This is a genomic window from Parabacteroides sp. CH2-D42-20 (genome assembly GCF_003670185.1).
In the GTDB taxonomy this organism is placed as follows: domain Bacteria; phylum Bacteroidota; class Bacteroidia; order Bacteroidales; family Tannerellaceae; genus Parabacteroides; species Parabacteroides distasonis.
Genome location: NZ_RAYG01000016.1, coordinates 54,495 through 81,416, shown reverse-complemented (window position 1 = coordinate 81,416; position 26,922 = coordinate 54,495). Strand labels below are relative to the sequence as shown.

General features: G+C 45.1%; 23 protein-coding genes and 2 tRNA genes. 14 read left to right on the top strand and 11 right to left on the bottom strand.

Translation table 11 applies throughout. The features are described from left to right. The first annotated feature begins 123 nt into the window (after positions 1 to 123). The 3 genes from D7V92_RS11450 to D7V92_RS11440 all read left to right on the top strand — a co-directional run bounded on the left by D7V92_RS11450 (position 124) and on the right by D7V92_RS11440 (position 1,094). Positions 124 to 771 carry a superoxide dismutase gene (locus D7V92_RS11450; RefSeq protein ID WP_005862137.1) on the top strand — a complete coding sequence of 216 codons (648 nt, stop codon included), beginning with the start codon at positions 124 to 126 and terminating at the stop codon, positions 769 to 771. 147 nt (positions 772 to 918) lie between these two features. Continuing rightward, positions 919 to 992 (top strand) — tRNA-Thr (locus D7V92_RS11445). 19 nt (positions 993 to 1,011) lie between these two features. Beyond that, positions 1,012 to 1,094: transfer RNA gene (locus D7V92_RS11440), tRNA-Tyr, on the top strand. Between the two features lie 144 nt (positions 1,095 to 1,238). Here D7V92_RS11440 and D7V92_RS11435 read toward each other — a convergent pair. Both D7V92_RS11435 and D7V92_RS11430 read right to left on the bottom strand, forming a co-directional pair. Continuing rightward, positions 1,239 to 1,994 carry a NigD-like protein gene (locus D7V92_RS11435; RefSeq protein ID WP_005856726.1) on the bottom strand — a complete coding sequence of 252 codons (756 nt, stop codon included), beginning with the start codon at positions 1,992 to 1,994 and terminating at the stop codon, positions 1,239 to 1,241. 126 nt (positions 1,995 to 2,120) lie between these two features. After that, positions 2,121 to 2,954 (bottom strand): DUF5032 domain-containing protein, encoded by an 834-nt coding sequence (locus D7V92_RS11430; protein ID WP_008772092.1) that lies wholly within the window; start codon positions 2,952 to 2,954, stop codon positions 2,121 to 2,123. 205 nt (positions 2,955 to 3,159) lie between these two features. Between D7V92_RS11430 and xyl3A the strand changes: the two genes are divergently transcribed. Further along, on the top strand, positions 3,160 to 5,766 hold the full coding sequence (gene xyl3A / locus D7V92_RS11425; protein ID WP_008780553.1) for a xylan 1,4-beta-xylosidase: 2,607 nt from the start codon (positions 3,160 to 3,162) through the stop codon (positions 5,764 to 5,766). A gap of 99 nt (positions 5,767 to 5,865) precedes the next feature. On the opposite strand, the gene D7V92_RS11420 is transcribed toward xyl3A, so the two are convergent. Then, positions 5,866 to 7,104: a hypothetical protein gene (locus tag D7V92_RS11420; protein ID WP_121772910.1), complete on the bottom strand. Its 1,239-nt coding sequence runs from the start codon at positions 7,102 to 7,104 to the stop codon at positions 5,866 to 5,868. Positions 7,105 to 7,227: 123 nt separating this feature from the next. After that, positions 7,228 to 7,473 (bottom strand): RNA-binding protein, encoded by a 246-nt coding sequence (locus tag D7V92_RS11415; RefSeq protein ID WP_005856718.1) that lies wholly within the window; start codon positions 7,471 to 7,473, stop codon positions 7,228 to 7,230. A 350-nt stretch (positions 7,474 to 7,823) separates the two neighbouring features. Here D7V92_RS11415 and D7V92_RS11410 point away from each other — a divergent pair, with 350 nt between their 5' ends. The 6 genes from D7V92_RS11410 to D7V92_RS11385 all read left to right on the top strand — a co-directional run bounded on the left by D7V92_RS11410 (position 7,824) and on the right by D7V92_RS11385 (position 12,576). Then, positions 7,824 to 8,522: an NDP-sugar synthase gene (locus tag D7V92_RS11410; protein ID WP_121772909.1), complete on the top strand. Its 699-nt coding sequence runs from the start codon at positions 7,824 to 7,826 to the stop codon at positions 8,520 to 8,522. A gap of 16 nt (positions 8,523 to 8,538) precedes the next feature. Next, a complete protein-coding gene (locus tag D7V92_RS11405; RefSeq protein ID WP_121772908.1) occupies positions 8,539 to 9,402 on the top strand; it encodes a hypothetical protein in 864 nt (287 codons plus the stop codon). A 21-nt stretch (positions 9,403 to 9,423) separates the two neighbouring features. Further along, positions 9,424 to 10,329 (top strand): CDP-alcohol phosphatidyltransferase family protein, encoded by a 906-nt coding sequence (locus tag D7V92_RS11400; protein ID WP_009017496.1) that lies wholly within the window; start codon positions 9,424 to 9,426, stop codon positions 10,327 to 10,329. Positions 10,330 to 10,349: 20 nt separating this feature from the next. Further along, positions 10,350 to 11,072: an HAD family hydrolase gene (locus D7V92_RS11395; protein WP_121772907.1), complete on the top strand. Its 723-nt coding sequence runs from the start codon at positions 10,350 to 10,352 to the stop codon at positions 11,070 to 11,072. Between the two features lie 90 nt (positions 11,073 to 11,162). Further along, complete coding sequence (locus D7V92_RS11390; protein ID WP_005856708.1) at positions 11,163 to 11,969, top strand: metallophosphoesterase; 807 nt, start codon at positions 11,163 to 11,165, stop codon at positions 11,967 to 11,969. After that, positions 11,950 to 12,576, top strand: a complete 627-nt coding sequence (locus D7V92_RS11385; RefSeq protein ID WP_005856706.1) for a hypothetical protein — start codon at positions 11,950 to 11,952, stop codon at positions 12,574 to 12,576. The genes D7V92_RS11390 and D7V92_RS11385 overlap by 20 nt, the downstream gene beginning before the upstream one ends. 78 nt (positions 12,577 to 12,654) lie before the next feature. Here D7V92_RS11385 and D7V92_RS11380 read toward each other — a convergent pair whose 3' ends face one another. The 5 genes from D7V92_RS11380 to D7V92_RS11360 all read right to left on the bottom strand — a co-directional run bounded on the left by D7V92_RS11380 (position 12,655) and on the right by D7V92_RS11360 (position 16,292). Beyond that, a complete protein-coding gene (locus D7V92_RS11380; protein WP_005856704.1) occupies positions 12,655 to 13,284 on the bottom strand; it encodes an outer membrane beta-barrel protein in 630 nt (209 codons plus the stop codon). Between the two features lie 30 nt (positions 13,285 to 13,314). Beyond that, positions 13,315 to 13,965 carry a DUF4136 domain-containing protein gene (locus D7V92_RS11375; protein ID WP_005856702.1) on the bottom strand — a complete coding sequence of 217 codons (651 nt, stop codon included), beginning with the start codon at positions 13,963 to 13,965 and terminating at the stop codon, positions 13,315 to 13,317. A gap of 108 nt (positions 13,966 to 14,073) precedes the next feature. Next, positions 14,074 to 15,135, bottom strand: coding sequence for an endonuclease/exonuclease/phosphatase family protein (locus D7V92_RS11370; protein WP_008772087.1), 1,062 nt, complete (start codon positions 15,133 to 15,135; stop codon positions 14,074 to 14,076). 106 nt (positions 15,136 to 15,241) lie between these two features. Continuing rightward, the gene (locus D7V92_RS11365; RefSeq protein ID WP_005856698.1) at positions 15,242 to 15,922 is read right to left on the bottom strand and encodes an OmpA family protein; all 681 of its coding nucleotides are present in this window, start codon (positions 15,920 to 15,922) and stop codon (positions 15,242 to 15,244) included. 46 nt (positions 15,923 to 15,968) lie between these two features. Continuing rightward, on the bottom strand, positions 15,969 to 16,292 hold the full coding sequence (locus D7V92_RS11360; RefSeq protein ID WP_005856696.1) for a hypothetical protein: 324 nt from the start codon (positions 16,290 to 16,292) through the stop codon (positions 15,969 to 15,971). Positions 16,293 to 16,722: 430 nt separating this feature from the next. Here D7V92_RS11360 and D7V92_RS11355 point away from each other — a divergent pair, with 430 nt between their 5' ends. Further along, a complete protein-coding gene (locus D7V92_RS11355; RefSeq protein WP_233572835.1) occupies positions 16,723 to 17,805 on the top strand; it encodes a HAMP domain-containing sensor histidine kinase in 1,083 nt (360 codons plus the stop codon). Positions 17,806 to 17,927: 122 nt separating this feature from the next. Here D7V92_RS11355 and clpB read toward each other — a convergent pair whose 3' ends face one another. Together clpB and D7V92_RS11340 are read right to left on the bottom strand one after the other, a co-directional pair. Next, positions 17,928 to 20,516 (bottom strand): ATP-dependent chaperone ClpB, encoded by a 2,589-nt coding sequence (gene clpB / locus D7V92_RS11350; RefSeq protein WP_121772906.1) that lies wholly within the window; start codon positions 20,514 to 20,516, stop codon positions 17,928 to 17,930. Positions 20,517 to 20,856: 340 nt separating this feature from the next. Continuing rightward, positions 20,857 to 21,489, bottom strand: a complete 633-nt coding sequence (locus D7V92_RS11340; RefSeq protein WP_008772083.1) for a DUF4858 domain-containing protein — start codon at positions 21,487 to 21,489, stop codon at positions 20,857 to 20,859. Between the two features lie 151 nt (positions 21,490 to 21,640). Here D7V92_RS11340 and yaaA point away from each other — a divergent pair, with 151 nt between their 5' ends. The 3 genes from yaaA to D7V92_RS11325 all read left to right on the top strand — a co-directional run bounded on the left by yaaA (position 21,641) and on the right by D7V92_RS11325 (position 26,901). Beyond that, on the top strand, positions 21,641 to 22,405 hold the full coding sequence (yaaA, locus tag D7V92_RS11335; RefSeq protein ID WP_121772904.1) for a peroxide stress protein YaaA: 765 nt from the start codon (positions 21,641 to 21,643) through the stop codon (positions 22,403 to 22,405). Positions 22,406 to 22,502: 97 nt separating this feature from the next. Next, positions 22,503 to 23,573, top strand: a complete 1,071-nt coding sequence (locus D7V92_RS11330; RefSeq protein ID WP_121772903.1) for a 6-bladed beta-propeller — start codon at positions 22,503 to 22,505, stop codon at positions 23,571 to 23,573. 85 nt (positions 23,574 to 23,658) lie between these two features. After that, positions 23,659 to 26,901, top strand: a complete 3,243-nt coding sequence (locus tag D7V92_RS11325; RefSeq protein WP_121772902.1) for a S41 family peptidase — start codon at positions 23,659 to 23,661, stop codon at positions 26,899 to 26,901. Positions 26,902 to 26,922: the final 21 nt, after the last annotated feature.

Genomic DNA, 26,922 nt, shown 5'->3' with positions numbered 1-26,922 from the left:
ATAGTTTTCCCTATAAAACTTTAGCCGCAAACATATTTTCACTAAAAAATCATCACCGAACCCAGAACTTTCATCCCCTCAGCTCTGTTTATATAGTAAATCAACATAAAAAACTAGAAGACAATGCTTACATTATGTTTAAGTTTATTATTAATGATCACAAATAGTCAAATAACAGATAAAAAAGAAGAAGTTATGAAATTCGAGTTAATCCAGTTACCGTACGCAAACGACGGTTTAGAACCAGTTATCAGCAAACAAACAATTGATTTCCATTACGGAAAACATTTATTGAACTATGTAAATACCCTTAATAAGCTGATTGAGGGCACGAAATTCGAGAACGCTCCGCTGGAGCAGATCGTTCGTGAGTCTGACGGAGCCATTTTCAACAATGCCGGCCAAGTATTGAATCACAATCTATATTTTACCCAATTCTCCCCGAACGGAGGTGGCGAGCCTACGGGTAAGCTAGCCGAGGCTATCAAGTCTACGTGGGGATCGTTCGAGAACTTCCAGAAAGAGTTCGTGGCTGCCGGTACAGGCTTGTTCGGCTCAGGATGGGTATGGTTGGCTAAAGATAAAGACGGCAAACTTTCAATTACCAAAGAACCCAACGGTAGTAACCCGGTCGTTAAGGGATTGACTCCGATCATGGGATTCGATGTATGGGAGCATTCTTACTATCTGGATTACCAGAACCGCCGTGCGGATCATTTGAACGCATTGTGGGGGATTATCGACTGGGAAACCGTTGGTAAGAGATATTGATTTAATTTGATGTAAGTTACGTGTAGAGAAGAGCCGCCCGAGAGTTTTCCCGGACGGTTTTTTTCGTTCCCTTTTGAAAAAAATGCCTCCAGCTATTGCATCGTAAGATATTATTACTACCTTTGCACCCGCAAACAAATAACAGATGCCTCTTTAGCTCAGTTGGCCAGAGCACGTGATTTGTAATCTCGGGGTCGTTGGTTCGAATCCGACAAGAGGCTCAAGAAAACATATTGGAATGGGCAGTTACCAGAGTGGCCAAATGGGGCTGACTGTAACTCAGCTGGCTTTCGCCTTCGGTGGTTCGAATCCATCACTGCCCACGAATAAAAAGGACTCTTCTTAGAGTCCTTTTTTGTTTCTATCCATAAAAAAAAGTCCTTCCCTATCACTAGGAAAGAACTTTCAAAAAGCAAGGGAGATTCACTCCCTGCCAAATCCCCATCTATTTAAACGATCAAACCGACCTATTTCAAATTTAAGGCGCTTCTCTCGGCAGCTATAGATGCTTTTGCCGGAGTAGACTTGCGGGAACAATAATTGAATTCCACAGACTTATCGCCATCGAATGACTTCCATTTTAATTTCAACTTAACCGTCTTACCATTCGTATCCGGGAGGCTATCCAATTTAAAAGCGACCAGTCCATCCGCATATGCGCCATATACATCGCCATAAGCGTTATGGCGGAACTCTACCTCATAAGGATTCTCCGGGTCCTTGCCTGTCAGTAGGTTTACAAAATGAGCCTTATTGCGGTCTCCCCAGATCGTCCTGAAACGGAGTGTCAGATATCCGTCCTCGGCGATGGTAACCCAATCGTTCACGATCTCCACAGGGTCAGAGCCATAGATCGAATCGTTGCTAGTCACCCCCAAATCCGGAGCGATTGGTTTTGTAAGGATACTGTCGATCCAATTAATATTTACGGCCTTGCTGTAAATTCCGCTAGACTCGTTCGTCTCGTCAAAATTCACCAACGCTCTCACCTCCTTCTGCCCGAAGGGAGAAGAGGTCATATTGACAGGCAACAAGGTCGTGCTATCATCCAATTGAAGAAAATATGAACCATCATCGACCGGCTTAACCGTCACCAACGCATTCGGCAACACTTTACTGTAAGGATAATCATCATCATCGTCCAAGCAAGATTGAAATCCCATAAAACAAGTAGCCGCCATTACACCTACAACTAATTTCCTAAAATTAAAGAATCCGTTCATAATACTTCCTTTCTAAGTTTATCAATTAAACTAATCAACCTTTTAATTCTATAAAATTAGAAATGCGTTTTAGGGCGGAAATGCTGCATATGCGTATGTTAATTAAACCAAACAAGGCATGGTTCCTTATTTCACGGCGAAATTATACTCGAAAGTATACTTATAAGAGCTTGCGGTTCCTCCGTCATTCTCATCGATAGTCATACCCGTTATATAATCTCCCACGGTGGTATAGGTGTATTTGTACTCAGCTTTCACCTCGCTCTGGTTAGGGATCGTATAGGTGTAGGCACGGATCGGAAGATTCCGGTTCTGGATACCATATAACAAGTTCAGAGGAGTTACAGACTCAAAGCCAACCGGCGAGAAAGAACCGATCACTCGCAGAGGGAAGTTCTTAGGAGCCTCCGCCACGCTATACTCGTACCTCATCTCCCGGCTATCCAATGACTGGGCATATAGAACCACGTTGCCGTTCTCCCATGTATATTTCTCGTACTCCGGATAACTTCTCTCCTCGTATCCCGTCCCAAACTCTTTCGGCCAACGGGCATTCCAAGAAGTCAACACCCAATTCGAGCCTGAATAACGATAGGAATATTCATCGCTTACATAGATCTCGTTGCTGGCGTATGGATTCTCTTGAGAGATCTTCTTACTTGTAATTACATTTCCGCTTAACGTATATTCCTCTATAACCTCACCGGAATGAATGCCTGTGACAGAGAATTTACCATCCGAATAAATGAACAATAACTTATCCACTCCCAAATTTATATTTGAGATCTTGCCATCGCTCGTATAATTGATATCAGCGGTAAAAAGCGGACTTGAAGATCCGTCTTTATAACAAGAAACTTTCGTTAGCTTATTCAATTCCGGAACAACGGGATCGTCATCGTCTCCGCAGGCCGTCAGGCTAGCGGCCCCTATTAGTAACAAAAATAGATACTTCTTCATCATTCTTTCGTGTTTTAATCTGTTACGGCAAAAGTAGGGCTTTTAAATGAATAACCACGAAAGTAACCTATTTTAAGTATTCCTGTTTGAAAAAATGCTTCTAAAATCGTAGTTTTGCATCATCAATATCAAAGATAACGATTTATCTTAAAATAGTTTACAATAAGTAATAATGTAAGATAAACAATATCTAAAATTTAATAACATGAAAATGAAACAACTGACAGTAGCGATGATCACCCTCCTACTCACCGCCTCTTGTAGTGAAAAACAACAAGATTACCCTTTCCGGAATCCGGAACTTCCCTTGGAGGAACGTATCGACGACTTACTATCCCGGCTGACACCGGAGGAGAAAATCGGCCAAATGATGAACGTAACCCCCGCCATCGAGCGTTTGGGAATCCCGACTTACGACTGGTGGAACGAGGCTCTTCACGGCGTGGCTCGTGCCGGACGTGCGACCGTATTCCCGCAAGCGATCGCCATGGCGGCTACCTTCGACGATAACGCCGTTCACGAGACCTTCACGATGGTCAGCGACGAGGCCCGTGCCAAATACCACCAATACCAGAAAGACAAGGAGTACGACCGTTACAAAGGTCTTACTTTCTGGACCCCGAATATCAATATCTTCCGTGACCCTCGCTGGGGACGGGGTATGGAAACCTATGGCGAGGACCCTTACTTGACCGAGAAGATGGGCGTAGCCGTAACCCGCGGATTGCAAGGCGATGATCCGAATTATTACAAGACACACGCTTGCGCCAAGCATTACGCCGTACACAGCGGCCCGGAATGGAACCGCCACGAATTCAACGCAGAAGCTACCCCTCGCGACTTGTACGAGACCTACCTTCCAGCTTTCGAGGCATTGGTTAAGGAAGGCGATGTACAAGAGGTAATGTGCGCCTACAACCGTTTCGAGGGTAAACCTTGCTGTAGTAGCGACAAATTATTGATCGATATCTTGCGTAACAGTTGGGGGTACGACAATATCATCCTGTCCGATTGCGGTGCTATCGATGATTTCTGGAGGAAAGACAAGAATACGCCTCGCCATGAGACGCACCCGGACGCTGAGAGCGCATCCGCCGACGCCGTATTGAACGGTACCGACCTAGAATGTGGCGGTAGCTACCGTGCGCTAAACAAAGCCTTGGCCGACGGTAAGATCTCGGAGAAAGATCTGGACGTATCCTTACGCCGCCTGCTGAAAGGTCGCTTCGAGCTAGGTATGTTCGATCCGGACGAGCGGGTTCCTTATTCTAAGATACCTTACAGCGTAGTCGAGAGCCCGGAGCATATCGCCAAGGCACTGGATATGGCACGTAAAAGTATCGTTTTGTTGAAGAACAAGAATAATATGCTTCCTCTAGACAAGAATATCAAGAAGATCGCCGTAGTCGGACCGAACGCGGCGGACTCTACCATGCTATGGGCCAACTACAACGGCTTCCCTAGCAAGACCGTTACGATCGTGGAAGGTATCCGCAATAAAGTCCCGAACGCAGAGGTTATCTACGAGTTGGGTTGCAACCATACCGCCGATTTTGTCGTGACAGACCTAGGTAGCCACGTATCTTCCACGGCGGGACAGGGTTTCGCCTCCGAATTCTTCAACAATACCGAGTTCGAGGGTACCCCCGCCTACAAGGGATTAGCGAAAGAGCTTCATTATACCACCGGAGGTAACACCCAATTCGCCCCGAACGTGAACTTGACGAATTTCACGGCTCGCTTTACGGGTGAATTCGAGTCTCCGATAGATGGTCCTGTCGAGTTCAAACTATCCGGAAACGACGCATTCCGCCTGTATATCGATACGGCTAAAGTCGCCGAGGTATGGGAAAACGAATATGGAGCGGAAAAACTCTATACGCTAAACGCTAAGAAAGGTGAGAAATATCCCATAAAGATCGAATATATGCAACGCACGGGTAGCGCTGACCTGAACTTTACGGTAGGCGTACGCACACCCGTAGATTTCCAAGCTACGGCCAGCAAGGTTAAAGACGCTGATGTCATCGTATTCGTAGGTGGTATATCTCCACGTCTGGAAGGTGAGGAAATGCCGGTAGACGCTGAAGGTTTCCGGAAAGGCGACCGCACGAATATCGAGATCCCGGCCGTACAGAAGGAGATGGTCAAAGCCTTGGTAGCCACCGGAAAGCCTGTAGTATACGTAGTATGTACGGGTAGCGCATTGGCATTGAACTGGGAGAACGATCATGTAAACGCTATCTTGAACGCTTGGTATGGCGGACAAGAAGGTGGAACAGCCGTGGCCGACGTTTTATTCGGAGACTATAACCCGGCCGGACGCTTGCCAATCACGTTCTATAAATCCGTAGACCAGCTTCCGGACTTCCAAGATTACAGCATGAAAGGCCGTACCTATCGTTACATGACGCAGACTCCGCTTTATCCGTTCGGTTATGGCTTGAGCTATACAACATTCGATTATAAGAACGCTAAGTTGTCAAAGGATAAGATCGCTTCCAACGAATCGGTTACCCTCTCCTTCGATATCGCCAATACAGGCAAGATGGATGGTGACGAGGTCGCTCAGATCTACATCAAGAACCCGAACGATCCCGCCGGACCGCTAAAAGCGATGAAAGCATTCAAACGTGTGAACGTGAAGGCTGGCAGCGAACAACCGGTTAGCATCCAATTGGAACCGAAAGCTTTCCAATCCTTCAATGACAATACACAGACCATGGAGGTTCGCCCGGGTAAATACCAAATCCTATATGGAGGTTCCTCGGACGATAAGACACTGAAAAAGATTGATTTAGTAATTGAATAAAAACACTATTGTATTCACGGCTGAACACAATAGTATTCATAGAAAAACACAGTAGTATTCACAATCGAATACTACTGTGTTTTTCTATGAAGGTAATGATCAGAATTTTTTAATCAAGAAAGACGGATTGATACGCATGTAAACCCCTGCCGTAAAACTCGTGGCGCTTCCCATCGGTTGTTTTACTCCATCCGCATCATTCATATCTCCGGAGAGATGATGAAAAACGTCCACATCTACCCCTATCGAGAAACCCTTCGCTAGTTGCCGGGAATATTCCACCCCCAGATAGATCATTTGAGGACGGTCGAACGTAACCCCCTCATCAATCATCGAGGCCGCCCCAAAAAACGGGCTACCAAACATAGAGATGAAATCCTCGCAGGTCCAATACGACGTTTTCACCCGGAAATCATAGATATCGGCGGAAGCACGGGCATACAAGCCATATCCGCTGTCAAAAGGCCATATCTCTCCCGCTTGCTGATAATAACCGGTAGCATCCAGTTCCACGTTCAAGTTCTTGAAAATACGATGTCCGGTATTCCATACACCTCCGACACCGATCGCACCATTCATCAAGGTTTGCACGGAATTGTTGAAGATCGTGTCGATCTCGCCTCCCCTATGCTGCACCAATCCTTGCACCGGCGTATAGAAATGGAAACGGGAAGCCGGGTCGTTGTACTTTACCCGTGAAGAGATCCCGACGGTAAACGCCTCTTGATGCACATCCTCCCGGAAAATAAAGCTCTGCCAGTTCACCCACACATCCAAGTCGAAAGCCTTCGAGTCATACAACAACTGCAAGCCCGCCTCGGGATCGCAGGTCAAATTCAACTCCGGATTATAAAGAGGCTCTATCAAATTATGGTTGGAAGCGCCGTAAATATTTCCCAGCACGATGTTCACATGATCCGAGAGAGCCATCTGCGCCCGGAAATAGGGCAACACATGTACCCCTTTTTGGTATTGGTCTCCCTTCCAATAAGCGATATCCTGATAAGCCATGCTCGGATATTTATTCGCCCCATGATAGATCAACATATGGACACCCGCCTCCAACTTGATATTCCGCAAGGGATAATAAACCGCTTTGCCTTGTACCCAAAGCCCCGGCAACGAATACCCTTTGGTAAATTTACCCGTATACTCGTTATCCTTGAAGAAGCTAATATTATCCAACTCCACGGACAACTCCCGGGCCTTCTCCGGGTCGATATGATAATCTGTCTTATAGACACGATCCGCGATCTGCGCCTTCAGCGAGGGAGACCAACTCCCCAATCCCATCAAGCAAAGACCCACAATGAGACTCCTAACACCTATATTCTTCATCACTCTTAAAATTTCTCGCGAACATAAACAAAATACACTGAAAAAAGAAAGCGGGGAAACGGAAGTTTTCACCTCGTTTCCCCGCTTTTTCGTCTTATTTTAAAAATTTCTTTCTTCTAAAATTTAACGTCTAGGGATAGCTTCTTTAACAACCATCTGACGACCTTCGTACTCAGCTTGGTTCAACTCCTCGATAGCTTTTTGAGCCTCTGCAGCGTTAGGCATCTCAGCGAAAGCGAAGCCCTTAGAACGTTTTGTGTCACGGTCAACAATGATTTTAACTGAGTCTACAACACCATACTCTTCCAGAATCTGTTGTAAGTCTGATTCTCTTACCCGATAATTCAGGTTTCCAATGTAAATATTCATACGAAAATGATATAAAAAAAATAAAAATTAATAATAAAACAAGGATGGTTGGTGAAGTCAATCTCTAAAAGAAAGTATTATCATCGCTGATGAATAAATGCTAAAAGATAAAAGAGCTATACAAACTATCTTTTGTTCATGGCACAAAGGAAAGCATTCTATTTGAATTAGCAACTATAAAACGATAATTATTTTCAAAAAAACATTCAAGCTCTTTATAACGTCTTTGTTGTTCTAGTCAAATAGTCCTAATTTATAGAAATTTTGACCAATTATATCAACGATATAGCCTAAAACTATCTCAGAAATCTCGTAACTTTGCAAAATTATTATTTGAACTAATAAAAGTTATGGATTACGCGATCATTGCCGCCGGCGAAGGCTCCCGCTTGGCGCAAGAAGGTGTTAAGTGGCCAAAGCCTCTGGTTAGACTCAACGGTGTCCCTCTGATAGACCGGTTGATAGACGTTTTTTTGAAAAATAACGCTACCTCTATCAGTATCATCGTAAACGAGGAGATGACCGAGGTACAGGATTACCTGAAGGCCCTGCGACTACCTATACCCTTTTACCTATTGGTAAAATCCACCCCCAGTTCTATGCACAGCTTCTACGAGCTGAGTCATTATCTGGACGGTGATAAGATTTGTTTAACTACTGTAGACACGATCTTCAAGGAAGAAGAGTTCAGCGGCTATATCCAACAGTTCATCCAAGAGGATAAACTGGACGGATTGATGGCCGTCACTGATTTTATTGATGACGAGAAACCCTTATATGTAGAAACAGACAACGAACTTTACATCCGGAATTTCCTAGATCAGGCAGACGGTGATTGCCGTTACATATCGGGAGGTATCTATTGCTTGAGGCGTCCGGCTCTGGGTGTATTGAACAACGCCATCTCGCAGGGAATGTCGAGAATGCGCAATTATCAACGGCAGCTCATCGCCGAGGGGTTGAGGCTAAAGGCCTATCCTTTCAGCAAGATCATCGACGTGGATCACGCCGATGACATTTTGAAAGCCGAATCATTTTTAAAGTCATAAAGAATACTGTCTAACAATGAGTAAATTAACTTTAGCAGGTATCCGCAGAGGAAATCAATTCTCCCCCAATCATATCGGCAACGACGCGGCGATCTTCGCCTTGACAGCCCAGCATTTACGAAAATTGGGATGCGATGTAAACGAATATATCGAATCGGATCTGCTGCTACAAGACCCGAATGAAAAGGGTATCTTTAATATGGTAAGAGACTGGAAGTCCATCCATAAGCTGCAAGAACTAGAGGATAAAAATTATTTCGTGGTGAACTCGGGTTACGGGATCGAGAATTGTACTCGTGAGAAAATGACCCGCCTCCTATTATCCAACCATATCTCCCATCCGGCAAGCTTAATCTTACGGACAGATGAGGATCCGACAGAAGCCCTTGAGAAAGCCGGTTTCTTTAATTGCTGGATCAAACGGGGAGATTTCCACGCCATTCATAGGGAAGACGTCACCTACGTAAGAAATCCGGAAGAGGCGAGAAGCATACTGAAGGAATACGCCATCCGTGGTATCCCGTCGGCGGTAATCAATGAGCATCTGGTAGGCGACTTGGTGAAATTTTATGGGGTAGCGGGGACTGATTTCTTTTATTGGTTCTATCCATCGAACATGCATCATAGTAAATTTGGCTTAGAAGTTATCAATGGTACAGCGAAGGGGATCCCCTTCGACGAAGCGCAGCTTCGTCTGCTTTGCCACAAGGCTGCGGAGGTATTGAACATACATATTTACGGGGGAGATTGCATCGTCTCCGAGGATGGTGTCATGCGGATTATCGATTTCAATGATTGGCCTAGTTTCGCCCCTTGCCGGGAAGAAGCGGCTCCAAACATCGCACGTCGTATCTGGGATCTTATGCGAGAACACATCTAAATCGTTTTAACAAAATCAATCATGAGTGAGACTAAGTCTACTCCCAGTCTGGAGTCAACCTTAAAATCTTTGGACACCGAGGAGTTTATCGATATTCATTTCTATCGTCCTATTGGCTACCAATGGGCTTTGTTCTTTAATAAATTGGGGGTATCGCCCAATAGTATCACGATCGCCAGCATCTTTATCGGCATAACGGCAGGTATCTGTTTCTATTTCCAGAGCCTCGCTATCAACGTGATCGGCATGTTACTGTTAATCTGGGCAAACTCATATGATAGCGCAGACGGACAATTGGCCCGTATGACCGGACAGAAAAGTGCCTTGGGACGTATTTTGGACGGTGCCGCCGGCGATTTCTGGTTTATCGCTATCTACGCGGCAATCTGCTTACGCCTCACGCCGGAATGGGGAATATGGATCTGGCTATTGGCGGCTACGACGGGATTCTTCCATAGCAAGCAAGCGGCCATGGCGGATTATTATCGCAATATTCACTTGTTGTTCTTGAAAGGTAAATCGGGTAGCGAGCTCTCCCACTCTCCCCTATTGAAGGAGAATTATAAGAAGATGAGTTGGAAACATGACTTTATCTATAAATTGTTCGAGACCTTCTACATTAATTATACGGTAGGTCAAGAAGCATGGACACCTAAATTCCAACACATGATGAACATCATCCGTGAGAAATACAACGGACAAGCGCCGGAATGGTTCCGTAAGGCTTTTCGAACAAAGAGTCTGCCGTTGATGAAATATACAAATATGCTATCATTCAATACCCGGGTGATCGCTTTGTTTGTCAGCCTTTTCATCGACATGCCTTGGCTGTATTTCGTATTCGAGCTGACCGTATTAAACTCGATGTTGCTCTATATGATCAAAAAGCATGAGCATATTTGTGAAGATTTCAGCAAACAATTATAACGTTTTTATCCCATTCGATTATGTTCAAATTAGACAAAGTAAAAGGAATCCTCTTTGATTACGGCGGAACGATAGACAGTAACGGCATGCACTGGGCTGAGGTGATCTGGATGGCGTATGAGGCCTTGAAGGTTCCCGTATCCAAAGCGGTCTTCCGTGATGCTTATGTACATGGAGAAAGAACGCTTGGAAAGAATCCGATCGTGAAGCCTCATCATACGTTTCTGGATATGCTGCGCTTGAAAAGCGATTTACAAATCCAATGGCTGAAAGAGAACGGGTATTTATCCGCCGAGGCGATTACCCCGGAGTTACCGGAACAATTAGCGGATTGGTGTTACGAATACGCCCGGAAGGCAATCGATAGCGCCCGCCCCATTCTGGAGCAATTAGCGGAACGTTACCCATTGGTATTGGTATCGAACTTCTATGGGAACATAGAATCCGTGTTGAAAGATTTCGGTTTGGATCATTTATTCGGCGCTATCGTGGAATCGGCGGTCGTAGGTATCCGTAAGCCGGACCCGGCGATCTTCCGATTAGGAGTGGATAAACTGGGATTTCCCGCCGACGAGATTGTTGTCGTAGGTGATTCCTATGATAAGGATATCGTCCCCGCCACCCGGATCGGATGCCAGACAATCTGGCTAAAAAGTATTGGTTGGAGCGCTTATAAAGGAAATGAGACTGCCGATATCGTATTATCTGACTTCACGGAAATAAAGCAAGTATTCGCTTTATAGAATATACATTTTAGACCAGTATAAGCTCAGAAATGACCTTTTTTGGTACTGATAGCATCCTAACTTTGCATATAAAAAAGTTAGGATGCTATGTTTTTAAAGAAATACATATGGCTTTCTGCCGCTACACTCCTCACGGCTTGCGACTTAATCGACTATCATCCGTATGACGGTCGTCTGGATTCCGATACTTCCCGGGAGATCAACCCGACCAATATCGAGCGTATCGAGAAAGTCTGCGAAGGGAAGGACACGATCCGTTTTATTTTTATGGGCGATACCCAGCGGAGTTATAATGAGACGGAAGATTTCGTCAAGTACGTTAATCAATTAGATAGCATCGATTTCATTATCCATGGAGGAGATTATACGGAGTTCGGCTTAAAGAAGGAATTCGAGTGGAACGATGATATCTTGTCCAAACTAAAAGTGCCTTACGTAGGGTTGATCGGTAATCACGACGTGATCGGTAATGGCGACCAAGTATTTCGTAAAATCTTTGGGAATGAGAACTTCTCGTTTGTCGTGAGCGACGTGAAATTCGTATGCCTCAATACGAACGCTATCGAGTATGATTATTCCCATCCGGTACCCGATTTTAATTTCCTAAAGAATGAGATAGCGGATAGTACCCGTAATAAACGCACGATCGTAGTCATGCACGCCCCTCCCGGGAACGAACAGTTCGACAATAACGTGAAAGACGTGTTCCAACTTTATATCAAGACATTACCATCTTTAATGTTCTGCTTGCATGCGCATAACCATTGCGTATCGGCAGCTGATTTGTTTGAGGATGGCATTATCTACTACGGTTGCGCCAATATCGCCAAACGAAGTTATCTTCTTTTTACCTTAACCCCTGACGATTATATGTATGAAGTGGTCAATTTTTAAGCTTCTCCTCTTAACTTGTGTCTTTTCCCTTACACTCCATGCGCAAGAGGATAAATACACGAAACGAGTGCAACGGTACGAGAACGCATGGCAACGGGTCATCCCCCGCTATACGAAAGTACAATTCGCAGGTTCCATGGCGATGCTATCCGTGGGTACCGGTTGGAATTATTACCGGAATCATTGGGAAACGGATATGTTGCTGGGTATCGTCCCCCGCAACGCGAATGATCACGCGAACGTGACTTTCACCTTGAAACAAAACTATTTTCCTTGGAATATCGATCTGGGAGAAAAAGTATCTTTCGAGCCTCTTTGTTGCGGTATCTACGTAAATTTCCTATTTGACCGGGATTTCTGGGCCAAGCAACCGAATAAGTATCCCCCGGGATATTATTGGTTCTCCACCCGCATCCGTAACCATATCTTTATCGGGGAGCGGATCACGCTCAAACTGAATCCAAATAGTAGCTGGCATAAATCCATCAGCTTCTTCTATGAGTTGAGCACTTGCGATTTGTATATAATAAACGCTATCGGCAACAGCTACTTGAAGCCAAAAGATTATTTAAGCCTTTCATTCGGGGTGAAACTACAGATCTTATAAAAGCAAGAAACGGAAGACATTCACTGCCCTCCGTTTCCCTAAACTACATAAAACACTTAAAAGAACAAACGTTGTCTATCAGAACGCTAGACCTAAGCGGATACCCCAGTTATTCAAACCATCGATATGATAGCTGAGGACATCCCCCTTGTTGGTAGCGTAGTTATAATAAGCGGCCATATGTACGCCGATCTGTTTCTGAGGTGTGAAGTACACGGTCATACCGATCTCGGGAGCTACATAGAATCCCCAGTTACGATCGTAAACCTTCAACACGTTCATGTAGGTAGACATCTCACTATAGCTAGCACCTAACTGAGCGCCAACATACGGTTGGAATTGTCCTTCCGGAGCGAAGTTATAACGGAAAGCCGCACCAAAAGGCAACTGGAAGATAGAATGCTGTTGATCGGAAGTGATTACGGATGTTGAGTTTACCGGAATCGTCTGGCGGTCCACATACTCATTATTTGTATGATAAGAGATGAACGCACCTATAGCGAAATTAGGAATCACATAGTAACCACCCTCAGCGTGAGCACCCCAACCGCTGGTCTTCTTAGAAAAGTCTTGACCGAACGGAGAGTTGATTTGCCAGTCTACATTGAAATACGCGTTTTTCAAAACCTGGGCGCCAGCCAGAGTAGGCATCGCCATACAAACTACGAGTAAAGCGATTAACTTGATTGATTTATTTATCTTTTTCATAGAATCTCAAACTTTTAATCATTCGAATTATTATTTCTTTACGTACGGAGATTGTACAAATGCTTGCTCGATAGCACGAACAGCCAGCTGAGTATCGAATTTATCGGAACCAGACAACAAGCCACTCATGTAAGCAGTCCAAAGAACCGGAAGTTTAGCGTCTGCCTTAGAAGCGGCAGGAGTATCCAAATCCACTAACTCTGTCAACAAGGAACCTACACTATAGCTATACACTACAGGATACGGGTAATACCAATTTCCCCAACCCGGTCCCCAGTAACCCGGACTCCAATATCCCGGATAGTTCCACCACCAGTACGGGTAGTTGTAGCCATCGTTGTAGTCAGCGAAATATTGAGTACTTTGTACGTAAGAAACTTGCAGACCTAAGTCGGCGTTATCTTTGTCTAGCGTGCGTTTGAAACCGCGGCTTTCCATATTATTCACCAATGTAGTGATAATATCGTCTGCTTCATTGGCTGTCCAGAACTGAGGTTTCTCGCTTGTGCCGATAACCAATACACTATCCGGAATGTAGAACGTAGTGAACGATTCGAATTTCGCGTCCTTATCGTGATTCGTGAACACCAGAAAATCATTGTCCAATTTCGACATGTCCGGGTCCTTTTGGCAAGAAGCCAACAGAAGAACTAACAGAAAAAAAGGAAAAATCTTTTTCATCTCATTTTAACGTTTAAAACAGTTTATACTATTATTTGTGCTTATATATAAGTCACTATTAAAACAGCATGAGTTGAAAAAGGTTCTAAAACTATCCTTTTGGGTGTGTTAATTAACATATCCTAACCATACGACGGGCTTATGGTCACTGTAGTCTAAATTAGGAGAATCATAAGTTACACCCTTAAAATCAGGAGAATAAATTATGTAATCAATTCGAAATATACGCTTTAATTGACGAAAGGTGTACCCGAAACCAGAGCCGCAGTCACGGAACCCATCCGTTAAATCACCTTTCACGGTACGGTACGTATAAGAGGCCGGTGTATCATTAAAATCACCGCAAATAATCACGGGCCCCTCCCCGGCATCCAACATCTGACGGATATAATCCGCCTGAGTCGCCCGTTTCACGAAATTCTTCTTCATCTGAAAAGCCATATGGAAGGCGGCCTCGGTTTCCTCCAATTGTTTACCCTCTGCATGGGCTTGGTAAAGACGAGGCTTTACGGCATTCACGCTAGTCGTTTGGAAATGGTTATTAAATACACGAACACTATCCCCTTGGATATCCATGACGGCAAACAAGGATTTATTGCTAGACTCCGGGTATAGGATAGACTCAAAACGAAGGATCGGATATTTACTGAAAATAGCGTTGCCCGCCGCTTTCGTAGCCGAACGGGTAGAGCAATAATACGGTAGGAACGATAAGGTCTTGGCGACAGAATCCATCCGCAGGGCCGATTCAACAGGGCATTCTTGGAGGCAAACGATATCCGGGTCCTCCTTTCTCAGCCAATCCGCTATATTAGGAAGCTGTTTCTTTCCGTCCGTATTGAAATTATTCACGTTATAGGTAATCACCTTAACCGCTTCTTTCCCTATCGGAATCTCTTTAGGGAAGACCCGTATCTGGAACATCGATATCAAAAACTCCCAGTTCAACAATAACGCCGCCAAAGGTACCCAGCACCAATGGCTCCTAAAGACACACCACATCAAGAAAAGACATAGATTGACCGCCAATACCGGCAATAACACCAATCCGGGAAACGAGATCCACTCCTTCCCTTCCGGATTCATACGTCCGGTAGCGAATCCGGCTATGGCCGCCACGGCAAAAGCGATCGTAATCAACACAAATAAAATATATATCAACTTCTTCATCCTTCCTATCCTGCGATTTAAACAAAAAAGGGACTATCCGGAAAAGACAGTCCCCCAATTCATACACTATAACCTGTCCGCTTCCGGCAGGGATAGCTTAAAAAACTTATCGAAGCGTTCCTTGTTGAGCCTCTTGGATCATCTTCTGATTAGCCAAGATCACGATCTCAACACGACGGTTCAACGAACGACCCTCGGGAGTGTCATTGCTAGCCACAGGATCATGTATACCTTTGCCTTCATAAACCATACGATCCGTACTTACCCCCTGCATCATCAGGTAATCGTAAACGCTCTTCGCACGTTTCTCGGACAAGGTCTGGTTATAATCCACCTTACCGGTGTTATCCGTAAAGCCGATGATTCGGATATCCGTATCCGGATTGGCCTTCAAACTGGTAGCGAAGTTACGCAAGGCACTCTTGGAAGCGTCGCTCAACGTACTCGAGTTCGTGGCAAACAAGATGCCGGAGTCAAAAGTAACCTTCAAGGCCTCACCATTGTTCACGCTCTCGATCTTCGTGTCCTCAGGCAGGGTAGCTTCCAGCTCCTTCTTCTGCTTATCCATTTTCTTACCGATTAACGCACCGGCTGTACCACCTACGGCCGCACCGATCACGGCACCCAATGCGGTATTTCCGGCCAAGGCACCAACACCAGCTCCGACAGCGGCACCACCGCCTACACCGATCGCCGTACCCTTCGCCGTGTTATTCCACGTTCCGCAACTCGTAAACACCACTGCCATACATAGCAGTAAAACAGATAATAATTTAATGTTCCTCATCATCTTCTACAATTTCACTTAAACAACTTTATATATATAACAAATATCAATCAAACATGTTGATCGAATCGCAATATTCAAGTTCTCCTTGTACTATAAAAGTGATTTCCTCCGGTTCGAATTTGCCTACGCCGTCTTTCTGGGCGTTCTTAATTACATAATTTACAACCTCTTCCTCATCGATCTCGATCTCATCGTCACCATCATCATCTAGCATGCCATTAGATTCATAGAAGTCATAGATCAAGTCTACGATATAGTTGATATCGTCATTACTGAACTTTCCTTTCAGTTCTTGGGGAAGATAATTCTGGATAAATTTTACGGAATCATCCTCGTCATAAAGTAGCTCGTCATTGTTCGTGCTCATAATTAATCTTGTTTAATTGGTTTGAATAACGGCAAATGTACGGAAATATTTTGATTTTATATCCCAAAAACAATTAAGCTTATTTACGGACGTGACTTAACAAAAGCAAATGCCCTTACTTAAACATAGTTCTAAAAGAGCTTAGGTTTTATAGGAAGCAAAGGTAATAAAAATACTTGATTATCATATAGACCTATTATTTTTTATAGCTTCCGGGCAATTTACTATTCCGCATGATATTTTCTTTGAAAGAATATATTTCCAACCGAGTACCCCAAAGAGACTTCCAATATCTTTATGGATCACAAAAAACACTAAAGCCAGTCTTATTTGTGTTAAAATCAAAATATACTCCATCATTTATTTATATATAGTCATTTGATACTCAAGTTCTTTTAGAACTCAGTAAATATATTAAATTATGATTACAATGGAACCTAAAATACAAAGTACCACAAGTACCCGAGCTCTCCGGAGCAAAATCGGGCCTATCAAGGCTTACTTATTCAAGACCTCATATGTAATCAGTCCAATCACGCCAAGCGATCTTAAACATTCCATGAAAGGTGCCTACAAATCATTCCTGTCTAAAACCGATCAAGCATACGGCCATTCCACGTCAACAATCAACCCCAAACTTTACCCTATTTCTACCTTTAAGCAAATGAGCCTCGTAGTAGTCCCGAGTTTCATGATAGAGTCCCCATTCGAGATAGTGGCGACAGCTCTTATCGCCTTTCTACTTATCCTCCTTTTGATGAGGGAACATCGGCATAAGAAAGACATTCTTGACACCGAACGAAATATGGCCGAAGAAGTGATCCGCTTACGTAAGAAGGCGGAGGAATCAAACCGGTTGACAAGTGCTTTCCTCGCCAATATGAGCCATGAGATACGGACCCCACTGAATGCGATCGTAGGTTTCTCGACCCTTATCAGCGAAAGTGAGGATAAAGAGGAGATCAAGGAATTCGCTAAAATCATTCACGCAAACAATGAGCTACTCCTTAATTTAATCAATGACATACTCGATATGTCAAAAATAGAAGCCGGTATATTGGATTTCCTTTATACGGAAGTGGAGATTAACGAGCTTATACAAACCCTATGGCGGAGTTACCGATTCAAGATCAAGGAAGGAGTAGAATTCCGCACGGAACTGCCTGCGGAAAGCTACATTATCCATACTGAGAGAAACCGTTTATCCCAAGTATTGGCTAATTTCATCAATAATGCTTGCAAATACACTTTCGAGGGAATGATAACGATCGGATATGAAATAAGGAAAGACAATATTTATTTCTTTGTTAGCGATACGGGAAAAGGTATAGCGGAAGAAAATATCTCCCGTGTTTTCGAGCGATTCGCTAAATTAGATTCCTTCACCCAAGGTACAGGGCTCGGGCTGTCTATCTGTGAATTAATCATTAAACATTTAGGTGGAGAGATCGGCGTGGAGTCAAGCGTTGGAAAAGGATCTACATTTTGGTGCACGGTTCCCACCCGGAAATAATCGCACCAAGCCGTATCTACCTATTAGTGAAAAATAAAAAGGCGGAATGATTCACATAGGATCATTCCACCTTCATTATTTTATAGAAACTCCACGCTTAACGTCAAGCGTTCAAGTCTACTTTAGTTCTTAAATTCCAGCCCATCGTCTTTCCTATCGATCACGATCGGGCGGTTACGGTCTACCGTTCCACCCAGCAAAGCCTTTGACAACTCGTTCAAGACATACTTCTGAATGACACGTTTTACCGGACGGGCACCGAATTGAGGATCGAAGCCCTTGTCGGCGATAAAGTCCACGGCCTCGTTCGTGAAGTCCAAGGCGACACCGTTCGTAGCCAACATCTTCTTCACGCTGTTCAACTGCAAGGATACGATCTTGCGAATCTCCTCCTCGTTCAACGGAGTAAACATGATGATATCGTCGATACGGTTCAAGAACTCCGGACGGATCGTCTTCTTCAACAGTTCCAGTACTTGGATCTTCGTCTCGTCTACCACCTTGTCATGCGTGGCGGGTGTCATCTTCTCGAAGTTCTCACGGATCAAGGAAGAACCCAAGTTACTTGTCATGATAATGATCGTGTTCTTGAAGTTGACAACACGGCCTTTGTTATCCGTCAACCGTCCATCATCCAAGACTTGCAACAAGATGTTGAATACATCCGGATGCGCCTTTTCGATCTCATCGAACAAGACAACCGAGTAAGGTTTCCGGCGAATCGCCTCCGTCAACTGTCCACCCTCATCGTAACCCACATATCCCGGAGGCGCACCGATCAAACGAGTCGCGCTGAATTTCTCTTGATACTCACTCATATCGATACGGGTCATCATATTCTCGTCATCGAACAAATACTCGGCCAACGCCTTGGCCAACTCCGTCTTACCCACACCGGTAGTACCGAGGAAGATGAAAGAACCGATCGGTCGTTTCGGATCCTGTAAGCCGGCACGACTACGACGAACCGCATCGGCGATAGCGTTGATCGCCTCTTCCTGACCAATCACACGGGTATGAAGCTCGGACTCCAGACGTAATAACTTATCTTTCTCGCTCTGCATCATCTTGCTGACCGGAATTCCAGTCCAACGGGATACCACATCGGCGATATCGTCGCTATCCACTTCCTCCTTGATCATAGCCGCGGCACCTTGCATCGTCTTCAACTTAGCCTGTACCTCCTTGATCTCCTCTTCCTTTTGCTTGATCTTACCGTAACGGATCTCAGCGACCTTGCCGTAATCACCCTCACGCTCCGCCTTGTCAGCCTCAAACTTTAGGTTCTCGATATCGATCTTATTTTGCTGGATCTTATTGATCTGCTCCTTCTCGCTCTGCCACTGAGCCTTTTGCTTAGTCTCCTCCTCCTTCAAGTCGGCGATCTCCTTGTTCAGTTGCTCTAATTTAGACTTGTCGTTCTCACGCTTGATCGCCTCACGCTCGATCTCCAACTGTTTGATACGCCGGGAAACCTCATCCAACGACTCCGGTACGGAATCGATCTGCAAACGCAGACGGGCGGCGGCCTCATCCATCAAATCGATCGCCTTATCCGGCAAGAAACGATCCGTGATATAACGGGTAGACAACTGCACGGAAGAGATAATCGCATCATCCTTGATACGTACCTTATGGTGATTCTCGTATTTCTCCTTCAGACCACGAAGGATGGAGATCGTATCCAACTCACTCGGCTCGTCTACGATAACGGTCTGGAACCGACGCTCAAGCGCCTTATCCTTCTCAAAATACTTCTGATACTCATCCAACGTCGTGGCACCGATCGAACGTAGCTCACCACGAGCCAAGGCCGGTTTCAAGATGTTAGCTGCATCCATGGCGCCTTCGCCTTTACCGGCTCCTACCAAGGTATGAATCTCATCGATAAAGAGGATGATCTCACCCTCGGATTTCGTAACCTCGTTCACCACCGCTTTCAAACGTTCCTCGAACTCGCCTTTATATTTAGCTCCGGCGATCAACGCGCCCATATCCAACGAGAAGATCTGTTTAGACTTCAAGTTCTCGGGAACGTCACCCCGAACGATACGATGGGCCAACCCCTCAGCGATAGCAGTCTTACCTACACCCGGCTCACCGATCAAGATCGGATTGTTCTTCGTACGGCGGCTCAATATCTGCAAGACACGGCGGATCTCCTCGTCACGTCCGATCACGGGGTCCAGTTTACCGCTACGGGCACGCTCGTTCAAATTGATGGCGTATTTTCCTAAGGCATCGTACGTCTCCTCGGCGGATTGGCTTGTCACCTTATTTCCTTTACGCAATTCCTCGATCGCTTGGCGTAACTCTTTCTCTGTCACGCCGGCGTCTTTCAATATCTGTGAAGCGGTGCTCTTTTCCGTGAACAACGCCAAGATGATCGGCTCCAACGATACATATTGATCCCCCATCTTAGAGGAATAATCGATCGCCTTCTGTAAGACAGCGTTCGACTCGCTAGAGAGATAGGGTTCGCCTCCCGAAACCTTAGGATAAGATTCGATTTGGCGATCCAGTACCATATTCAGGTTTTGAGCGTTTACCCCTAATTTCTGAAAGATAAAATTAGTAACACTCTCACCCGTCATAATGACAGCTTTCAACAAGTGAACAGGTTCGATAACCTGTTGGTTATTTTTGGTAACCAACTGTACGGCTTGTTGAACAGCCTCCTGCGCCTTGATTGTAAAATTGTTTAAATTCATATATTTAAGCTCCTTTCTTATATTCTTTTCTAATTTATTTCACACTTATATCCTTACAAAAGAAATACCAAAATGAAAATATGACATTTTGTCTTAATATTATAAAACAGAATAGAAAACTTCCCGTCAAACCGTCCATTTCGGATGTCATTAGGACGTATCTTTTTAGAAAGAACAAAAGAGAGAGAAAAAGGTTTTGATAGTAAACGCACAGTATCTAGGTAAAAACAGTCAATGTTCTCAAAAAAACACGTACGAGTTTTTCCGGAAACACGTACATGTTTTTTGAAATTCACGTACGTGTTTTTTTCGAGTGGTTATATCCTATAAATCCAACAATTTACGGATAGTCATTATAATACTTCCACGTATTCTCCCGTTTCCTGTTTCTCTTCTTGTCACGGGCACTTTTCCAGAAAATAGTCTCAAGTAAATCCTCTGCGTCGAAATAGACTCTTATGGTAGCAAGTACCCCTCCCCTTCGCTGGCCATCCTTCACGACATCCGAGTATATATTAGTCAGTTTTACGTTGGCAGCCATAGGAACCTTACCTACCTTAAACTCTTTCCAATCCTGATTCTTAGGGAGCCTAATTGTGTGCGCTTGCTTCTGTATGGCCAATGAACGGGAAGGTGACTTAAAATTCAGCAGCATGAATAGGACTGGGGTAATCGAATCATGATTAGTCAACCTACGTAAAGTATCTAACTGTACATATTCCGAGAAGTCTTTCGTAATCGGCAACTCACTTGGTGAGGATAACATATGGGTTCCCGGTTGATCGGGTCGTAGAAAAGTCCCGCTTTCTATCGCCTTCTGAAACTCAGGATTCAAACGTATCTCCTCCTTGCCGGATAAAAATTCTTGCAGGCGCAAAGAATCCTGTTCCGTCCACTGCGCATGGGCCATCGTAGGTAGGATGAATACTATCAAAAGGAATATAGGTCGCATCTTCACGTCTCTCATCTTCATAATCCTCATTACATTTCTATCACCAAGACTCATTCCTCCATTAAATCCCCCATTCGAGTCGAGATACTTTAAGATTTATTGGGATGCTTATACCCTATTTGAATCTTAATATGGATTACCTTTATGCGATCAATCCAAATCCAATATAGATATGTTGATATTATTATCTCCGGCTAAGACAATGACCGGGACATCCAAGATAAAAGCGCCGCAAGGCACGACTCCACGTTTCCAGCAAGAGGCGAACGAGATCGCCCTGCATATGACCCAATTTCCCATTGACGAATTAAGTCGTATCCTCAAGCTCAGCCCGAAACTGACGGCGGAATGTTACCGCAGATACCAAGATTTTCATGCGGAAGACAACCAGCCCTTGCAAGCGATACTCGCCTATATCGGTGTCGTATTCAAGAATATCAGCCCGAAAGACTTCACGGAGGAGGATTTTCTTTTCTCGCAAGAACATATGCGTTTCGTATCGGGATGCTACGGGTTACTTCGCCCATTAGACCTTATCAAGCCTTACCGGATGGAGTTCGACGTAAAAATCCCGGAACTAGGCGACGGGAATATGTACGCCTTCTGGAAGGACAGGCAAACAAATATATTAATCCATGACGTCCGACAGGGAGACGGAATCCTACTGAATCTAGCCAGCTTGGATATCCAACCCTCTTTCCAGTGGAAGGAGGTGGAGCGATCCGTCCGGATCATCACGCCCGAGTTCAAGATCTGGAAGAACGGCAAAGCGGAGACGATCGTGATCTACGCCAAGATGTGCCGGGGACAAATGAGCCGCTATCTCATAAAGAACCGGATTTCTGACCCGGAGACATTAAAAGCATTCACATGGGAAGGCTTTTCCTATAAAGAATCCATGTCCGAGGGGGATAATTGGGTATTTCTACAAGAATAATTCTAGGCTTATCCAATAAAATCAGATGATCTACGTTTTATAAGAACAATTCGTAAAAATCATAAAAAGGTTTATCCTTCTTTAATTTAGCGGTGATATGAAAAGAACCTTTACATATTTATTACTACTTGTTCTATTGGTTTGCGGAAAGCAAGCCTATAACCTGTTAATCTCGAATGAATCGATCCGGAGCAACCCTACCGGAGCCTTGTCTGACATCGCGGATGAGGTAATCGCCATTCCATTACAGGACTCAGGGACGCATTCGATCAAGGAGGCCAAGTATATCCGTCAAGAGGGAGACAACCTATTCCTTATCAGCAATGAGACGCTTTACCGTTTCAATCGCAAGGGAGAATTTATCTGTCGCATCACCCATCCGGATGACATACGGGTAGCGGGGTATGTAGTGAACCCGGCCAACCAGCAGCTGATCGTACTTGGAAACACGGACGATATTTTCTATTACTCATTCAATGGTGATCTCCTTACCCGCAAGAAACTGAAATGCGACCTTCCGGAGAATAGGCATATGCTATCCATATCCATGCACAATAACCGGATATTTACCACCGAGGAATGTGTTCATGGGGATACGGCAGGGCAAACCGCCACGATTGAGAAACAGATCGTTGAATACGATTCCTCTTTCCATAAATTACAATCTCATACGATCCGTCCGGTCGATCTGGAACGTTCCGCATGCCCGATCGGTTGTCTCGCCCCGGAAGTAGCCGTGGAGCCCGGAAGCGGAACGGTTTATGCCTACGCCCCCTCCTATCAACCCGGGAACTTATTACGGGACACTTTATATATTAAGCAAAAGCGGCAAAGCCAAGCCTTGGAGAACCTTGCCGGAAAGAATACACTTCCTTTGCTACCGATCCGCATGGGTAGCCGTTTCTGGGTATCTACTTACTATAACGCAGAGGATGAGTCCAAAAATTACACCTTCTGTTATGATACGGAGAAAGAACGATGCTGGCAGGTAAAAGAAGGATTAAAAGATAATTTTTATCAAACCGGTAATGTGCGACGAATGGACCCTATCGATCCCTATTGCCATTCCTATTGTTTCAGCAAATCCGGAGAGGATCTGCGAAATACTTTCCCCGCACAGGCCCAAGGGGAAAGCCTCGTGTTATTTATCGTGAAATTGAAAGGGTAAATCCAGTTAATATTTCAATAGAGAGCAGACTGATGGGTACAAAATAATATGTATCTTCGTACCATTCTAAAAAAGCATTAAGTACATGAAAAAACTTTTAACCTGCATTGCCTTGGGCTTTGCGACTACCAGCTACGCTGTAACCCCTTTGTGGATGCGTGATGTACAAATTTCTCCTGATGGAACAGAGATAGCGTTTTGTTACAAAGGAGATATCTATAAAGTACCGGCCAAAGGAGGAACAGCGACACAACTTACCACCCAAGCATCGTATGAATGCACGCCAATCTGGTCTCCGGACGGAAAACAAATCGCTTTCGCCAGCGATCGTAACGGCAATTTCGATTTATTCGTAATGCCCTCCAACGGTGGAACGGCACAGTGCCTCACCACTCATTCCGCCTCCGAGATTCCATCGGCCTTTACTCCCGACGGCAAATACGTACTCTTCTCCGCATCCATACAAGATCCGGCACAGAGCGCCTTATTCCCGACCTCGGCCATGACGGAACTCTATAAAGTGCCGGTTGGTGGCGGACGCACGGAGCAAGTATTGGGAACACCCGCCGAGATGGTTTGCTTCGATAAATCCGGAAAGACATTCTTATACCAAGATCGTAAGGGCTTCGAGGATGAATGGCGTAAACATCATACCTCATCCGTTACCCGGGATATATGGATGTACGATACGCAAACAGGAAAACATACCAATTTGACTGACCATGCGGGAGAAGACCGGAACGCCGTATTTACCCCGGATGGACAGACGGTTTACTTTCTGAGCGAACGCAACGAAGGGTCTTTCAATGTATATTCATTCCCTCTCAACACCCCACAATCTATAACGGCGGTTACTAAGTTCAAGACACATCCCGTACGTTTCCTCTCTACAGGTAGCGACCAGACATTGTGCTACACATACGATGGCGAGATCTATACACAACGTCCGGGAAGCAATCCGCAGAAAGTACGGATCGACTTGATACGTGACGATCAAGAGCAAATCGCCGATCTGAATTCCAGCAAAGGAGCAACCTCCGCTACCGTATCCCCCGATGGCGAGCAGATCGCCTTCACCCTAAGAGGTGAGGTATTCGTCACCTCGGCCGATTACAACACGACCAAGCAAATCACCCATACCCCGGCCGCCGAAACAGGCGTATGCTTCTCGCCGGATAACCGTACCTTGGCTTATGCTAGCGAGCGTGGTGGTAACTGGCAACTTTACTTGGCTAAGATCGCACGTAAGGAAGAAGCCAATTTCCCGAACGCAACGATTATCGAAGAGGAAGTTCTCTTACCTTCTAAAACCGTAGAGCGTAATTATCCTCAATTCTCACCGGATGGCAAGGAACTCGCTTTCATAGAAGATCGTATGCGGCTGATGGTAGTCAACCTTGAGACGAAGAAAGTACGCCAAGTCACGGATGGCTCCACATGGTATAGCACAGCCGGCGGTTTCGATTACTCATGGTCGCCGGACGGTAAATGGTTCACGCTCCGGTTTATCGGAAACAAGCACGATCCTTATTCGGATATCGGCTTGGTTAGCGCGCAAGGCGGGGAGATCACCAACCTGACCAATAGCGGTTACACCAGCACCTCCCCGCAATGGGTACTGGATGGAAACGCCATCTTATTCACCACCGAGCGTTACGGAATGCGTGCGCATGCCTCATGGGGTTCCTTGAATGATGCCATGCTGGTATTCATGAATCAAGACGCTTATGATAAATTCCGCTTGAGCAAAGAGGATTATGAGTTGCAAAAGGAACTGGAAAAGGAGCAGAAAGAGGTAGCCGGGGACAAAACCAACGACAAGAAAAAAGAAGATAAAGCCGATGAAAAGAAAGACGAAAAGCCCAAGGATATCGTAGTGGAACTGAAAGGAATCCAAGATCGTATCCTACGTCTTACTCCTAATTCCTCCGAAATGGGTAGCGCCGTCATCTCGAAGAATGGCGAGACCTTATATTATTTCTCGGCTTTCGAAGACAAATACGACCTGTGGAAAATGGACTTGCGCAAGAAAGAGACCAAGTTACTCCACAAGATGAATACCGGATGGGCGAACATGGAAATGGATAAGGAAGGTAAGAACCTGTTCTTGCTGGGTAGCAACTCCATGCAAAAGATGGATATGGGATCGGAGAAACTAACGCCGATCAATTACCAAGCAAACTTGAAAATGGACTTGGCCGCCGAACGTGAGTATATGTTCGACCATGTCTATAAACAAGAGCAAAAACGGTTCTACAACGTGAATATGCACGGCGTAAATTGGGACGCTATGACCGCCGCCTACCGTAAATTCCTGCCACATATTAATAATAACTATGACTTTGCGGAGTTGCTAAGCGAATATCTGGGAGAACTCAACGTCTCTCACACCGGAGGACGCTTCCGTCCGCAAACAAGCGGCAATGTTACCGCCAACCTAGGCCTACTTTTCGATTGGCACCATAGCGGCAAAGGTTTATTAATCGCTGAGGTAGTGGAAAAAGGCCCGTTCGATCACGCACGTTCCAAAGTGAAAGCCGGTACCATCATGGAGAAAATAGACGGACAGGAAATAACCCCGGATATGGATTACTCCAAGCTATTAAACAATAAGGCCAAAAAGAAGACCTTAGTTTCCCTCTACGATCCACAAACCAAGGAACGCTGGGAAGAGGTAGTCTTGCCTATCAGTAACGGTGAGTTAAATAACTTACTTTATACCCGCTGGGTGAAACAACGTGCCGCCGACGTGGATAAATGGTCGAACGGACGATTGGGATACGTCCATATCCAATCCATGGGAGATCCTAGTTTCCGCTCTGTCTACTCCGATATCCTAGGTAAATATAACGACCGGGAGGGAATCGTCATTGACACCCGCTTTAATGGTGGTGGGCGCTTGCACGAGGATATCGAGATCTTGTTCAGCGGAGAGAAATACCTCACCCAAGTGACACGTGGCCGAGAGGCTTGCGATATGCCTAGCCGCCGCTGGAATAAACCTTCCATCATGTTGCAATGCGAGGCTAATTATAGTAACGCACATGGAACCCCGTGGGTTTATAAGCACCAACAGATCGGACGTCTGGTAGGTATGCCCGTACCGGGAACAATGACTACCGTCTCTTGGGAAACCCTGCAAGATCCGACGCTGATATTCGGCACACCTATTACCGGTTATCGCCTGTCGGACGGTAGTTACTTAGAGAACACACAGCTGGAACCGGATGTTAAAGTCGCTAATTCTCCGGAAACTGTTGTCAAAGGGGAAGATACGCAATTGAGAACAGCGGTACAAGAATTACTGAAAGAGATCGATAAAAAGTAGTTTAAAACGAGCCTAATAAAA

Bases quoted from the DNA above. Each gene is read 5' to 3' on its own strand.
- D7V92_RS11450 (WP_005862137.1), top strand. From the start codon at position 124: ATGCTTACATTATGTTTAAGTTTATTATTAATGATCACAAATAGTCAA.
- D7V92_RS11435 (WP_005856726.1), bottom strand. From the start codon at position 1,994: ATGAACGGATTCTTTAATTTTAGGAAATTAGTTGTAGGTGTAATGGCG.
- D7V92_RS11430 (WP_008772092.1), bottom strand. From the start codon at position 2,954: ATGAAGAAGTATCTATTTTTGTTACTAATAGGGGCCGCTAGCCTGACG.
- xyl3A (WP_008780553.1), top strand. From the start codon at position 3,160: ATGAAAATGAAACAACTGACAGTAGCGATGATCACCCTCCTACTCACC.
- D7V92_RS11420 (WP_121772910.1), bottom strand. From the start codon at position 7,104: ATGAAGAATATAGGTGTTAGGAGTCTCATTGTGGGTCTTTGCTTGATG.
- D7V92_RS11415 (WP_005856718.1), bottom strand. From the start codon at position 7,473: ATGAATATTTACATTGGAAACCTGAATTATCGGGTAAGAGAATCAGAC.
- D7V92_RS11410 (WP_121772909.1), top strand. From the start codon at position 7,824: ATGGATTACGCGATCATTGCCGCCGGCGAAGGCTCCCGCTTGGCGCAA.
- D7V92_RS11405 (WP_121772908.1), top strand. From the start codon at position 8,539: ATGAGTAAATTAACTTTAGCAGGTATCCGCAGAGGAAATCAATTCTCC.
- D7V92_RS11400 (WP_009017496.1), top strand. From the start codon at position 9,424: ATGAGTGAGACTAAGTCTACTCCCAGTCTGGAGTCAACCTTAAAATCT.
- D7V92_RS11395 (WP_121772907.1), top strand. From the start codon at position 10,350: ATGTTCAAATTAGACAAAGTAAAAGGAATCCTCTTTGATTACGGCGGA.
- D7V92_RS11390 (WP_005856708.1), top strand. From the start codon at position 11,163: ATGTTTTTAAAGAAATACATATGGCTTTCTGCCGCTACACTCCTCACG.
- D7V92_RS11385 (WP_005856706.1), top strand. From the start codon at position 11,950: ATGAAGTGGTCAATTTTTAAGCTTCTCCTCTTAACTTGTGTCTTTTCC.
- D7V92_RS11380 (WP_005856704.1), bottom strand. From the start codon at position 13,284: ATGAAAAAGATAAATAAATCAATCAAGTTAATCGCTTTACTCGTAGTT.
- D7V92_RS11375 (WP_005856702.1), bottom strand. From the start codon at position 13,965: ATGAAAAAGATTTTTCCTTTTTTTCTGTTAGTTCTTCTGTTGGCTTCT.
- D7V92_RS11370 (WP_008772087.1), bottom strand. From the start codon at position 15,135: ATGAAGAAGTTGATATATATTTTATTTGTGTTGATTACGATCGCTTTT.
- D7V92_RS11365 (WP_005856698.1), bottom strand. From the start codon at position 15,922: ATGAGGAACATTAAATTATTATCTGTTTTACTGCTATGTATGGCAGTG.
- D7V92_RS11360 (WP_005856696.1), bottom strand. From the start codon at position 16,292: ATGAGCACGAACAATGACGAGCTACTTTATGACGAGGATGATTCCGTA.
- D7V92_RS11355 (WP_233572835.1), top strand. From the start codon at position 16,723: ATGGAACCTAAAATACAAAGTACCACAAGTACCCGAGCTCTCCGGAGC.
- clpB (WP_121772906.1), bottom strand. From the start codon at position 20,516: ATGAATTTAAACAATTTTACAATCAAGGCGCAGGAGGCTGTTCAACAA.
- D7V92_RS11340 (WP_008772083.1), bottom strand. From the start codon at position 21,489: ATGAAGATGAGAGACGTGAAGATGCGACCTATATTCCTTTTGATAGTA.
- yaaA (WP_121772904.1), top strand. From the start codon at position 21,641: ATGTTGATATTATTATCTCCGGCTAAGACAATGACCGGGACATCCAAG.
- D7V92_RS11330 (WP_121772903.1), top strand. From the start codon at position 22,503: ATGAAAAGAACCTTTACATATTTATTACTACTTGTTCTATTGGTTTGC.
- D7V92_RS11325 (WP_121772902.1), top strand. From the start codon at position 23,659: ATGAAAAAACTTTTAACCTGCATTGCCTTGGGCTTTGCGACTACCAGC.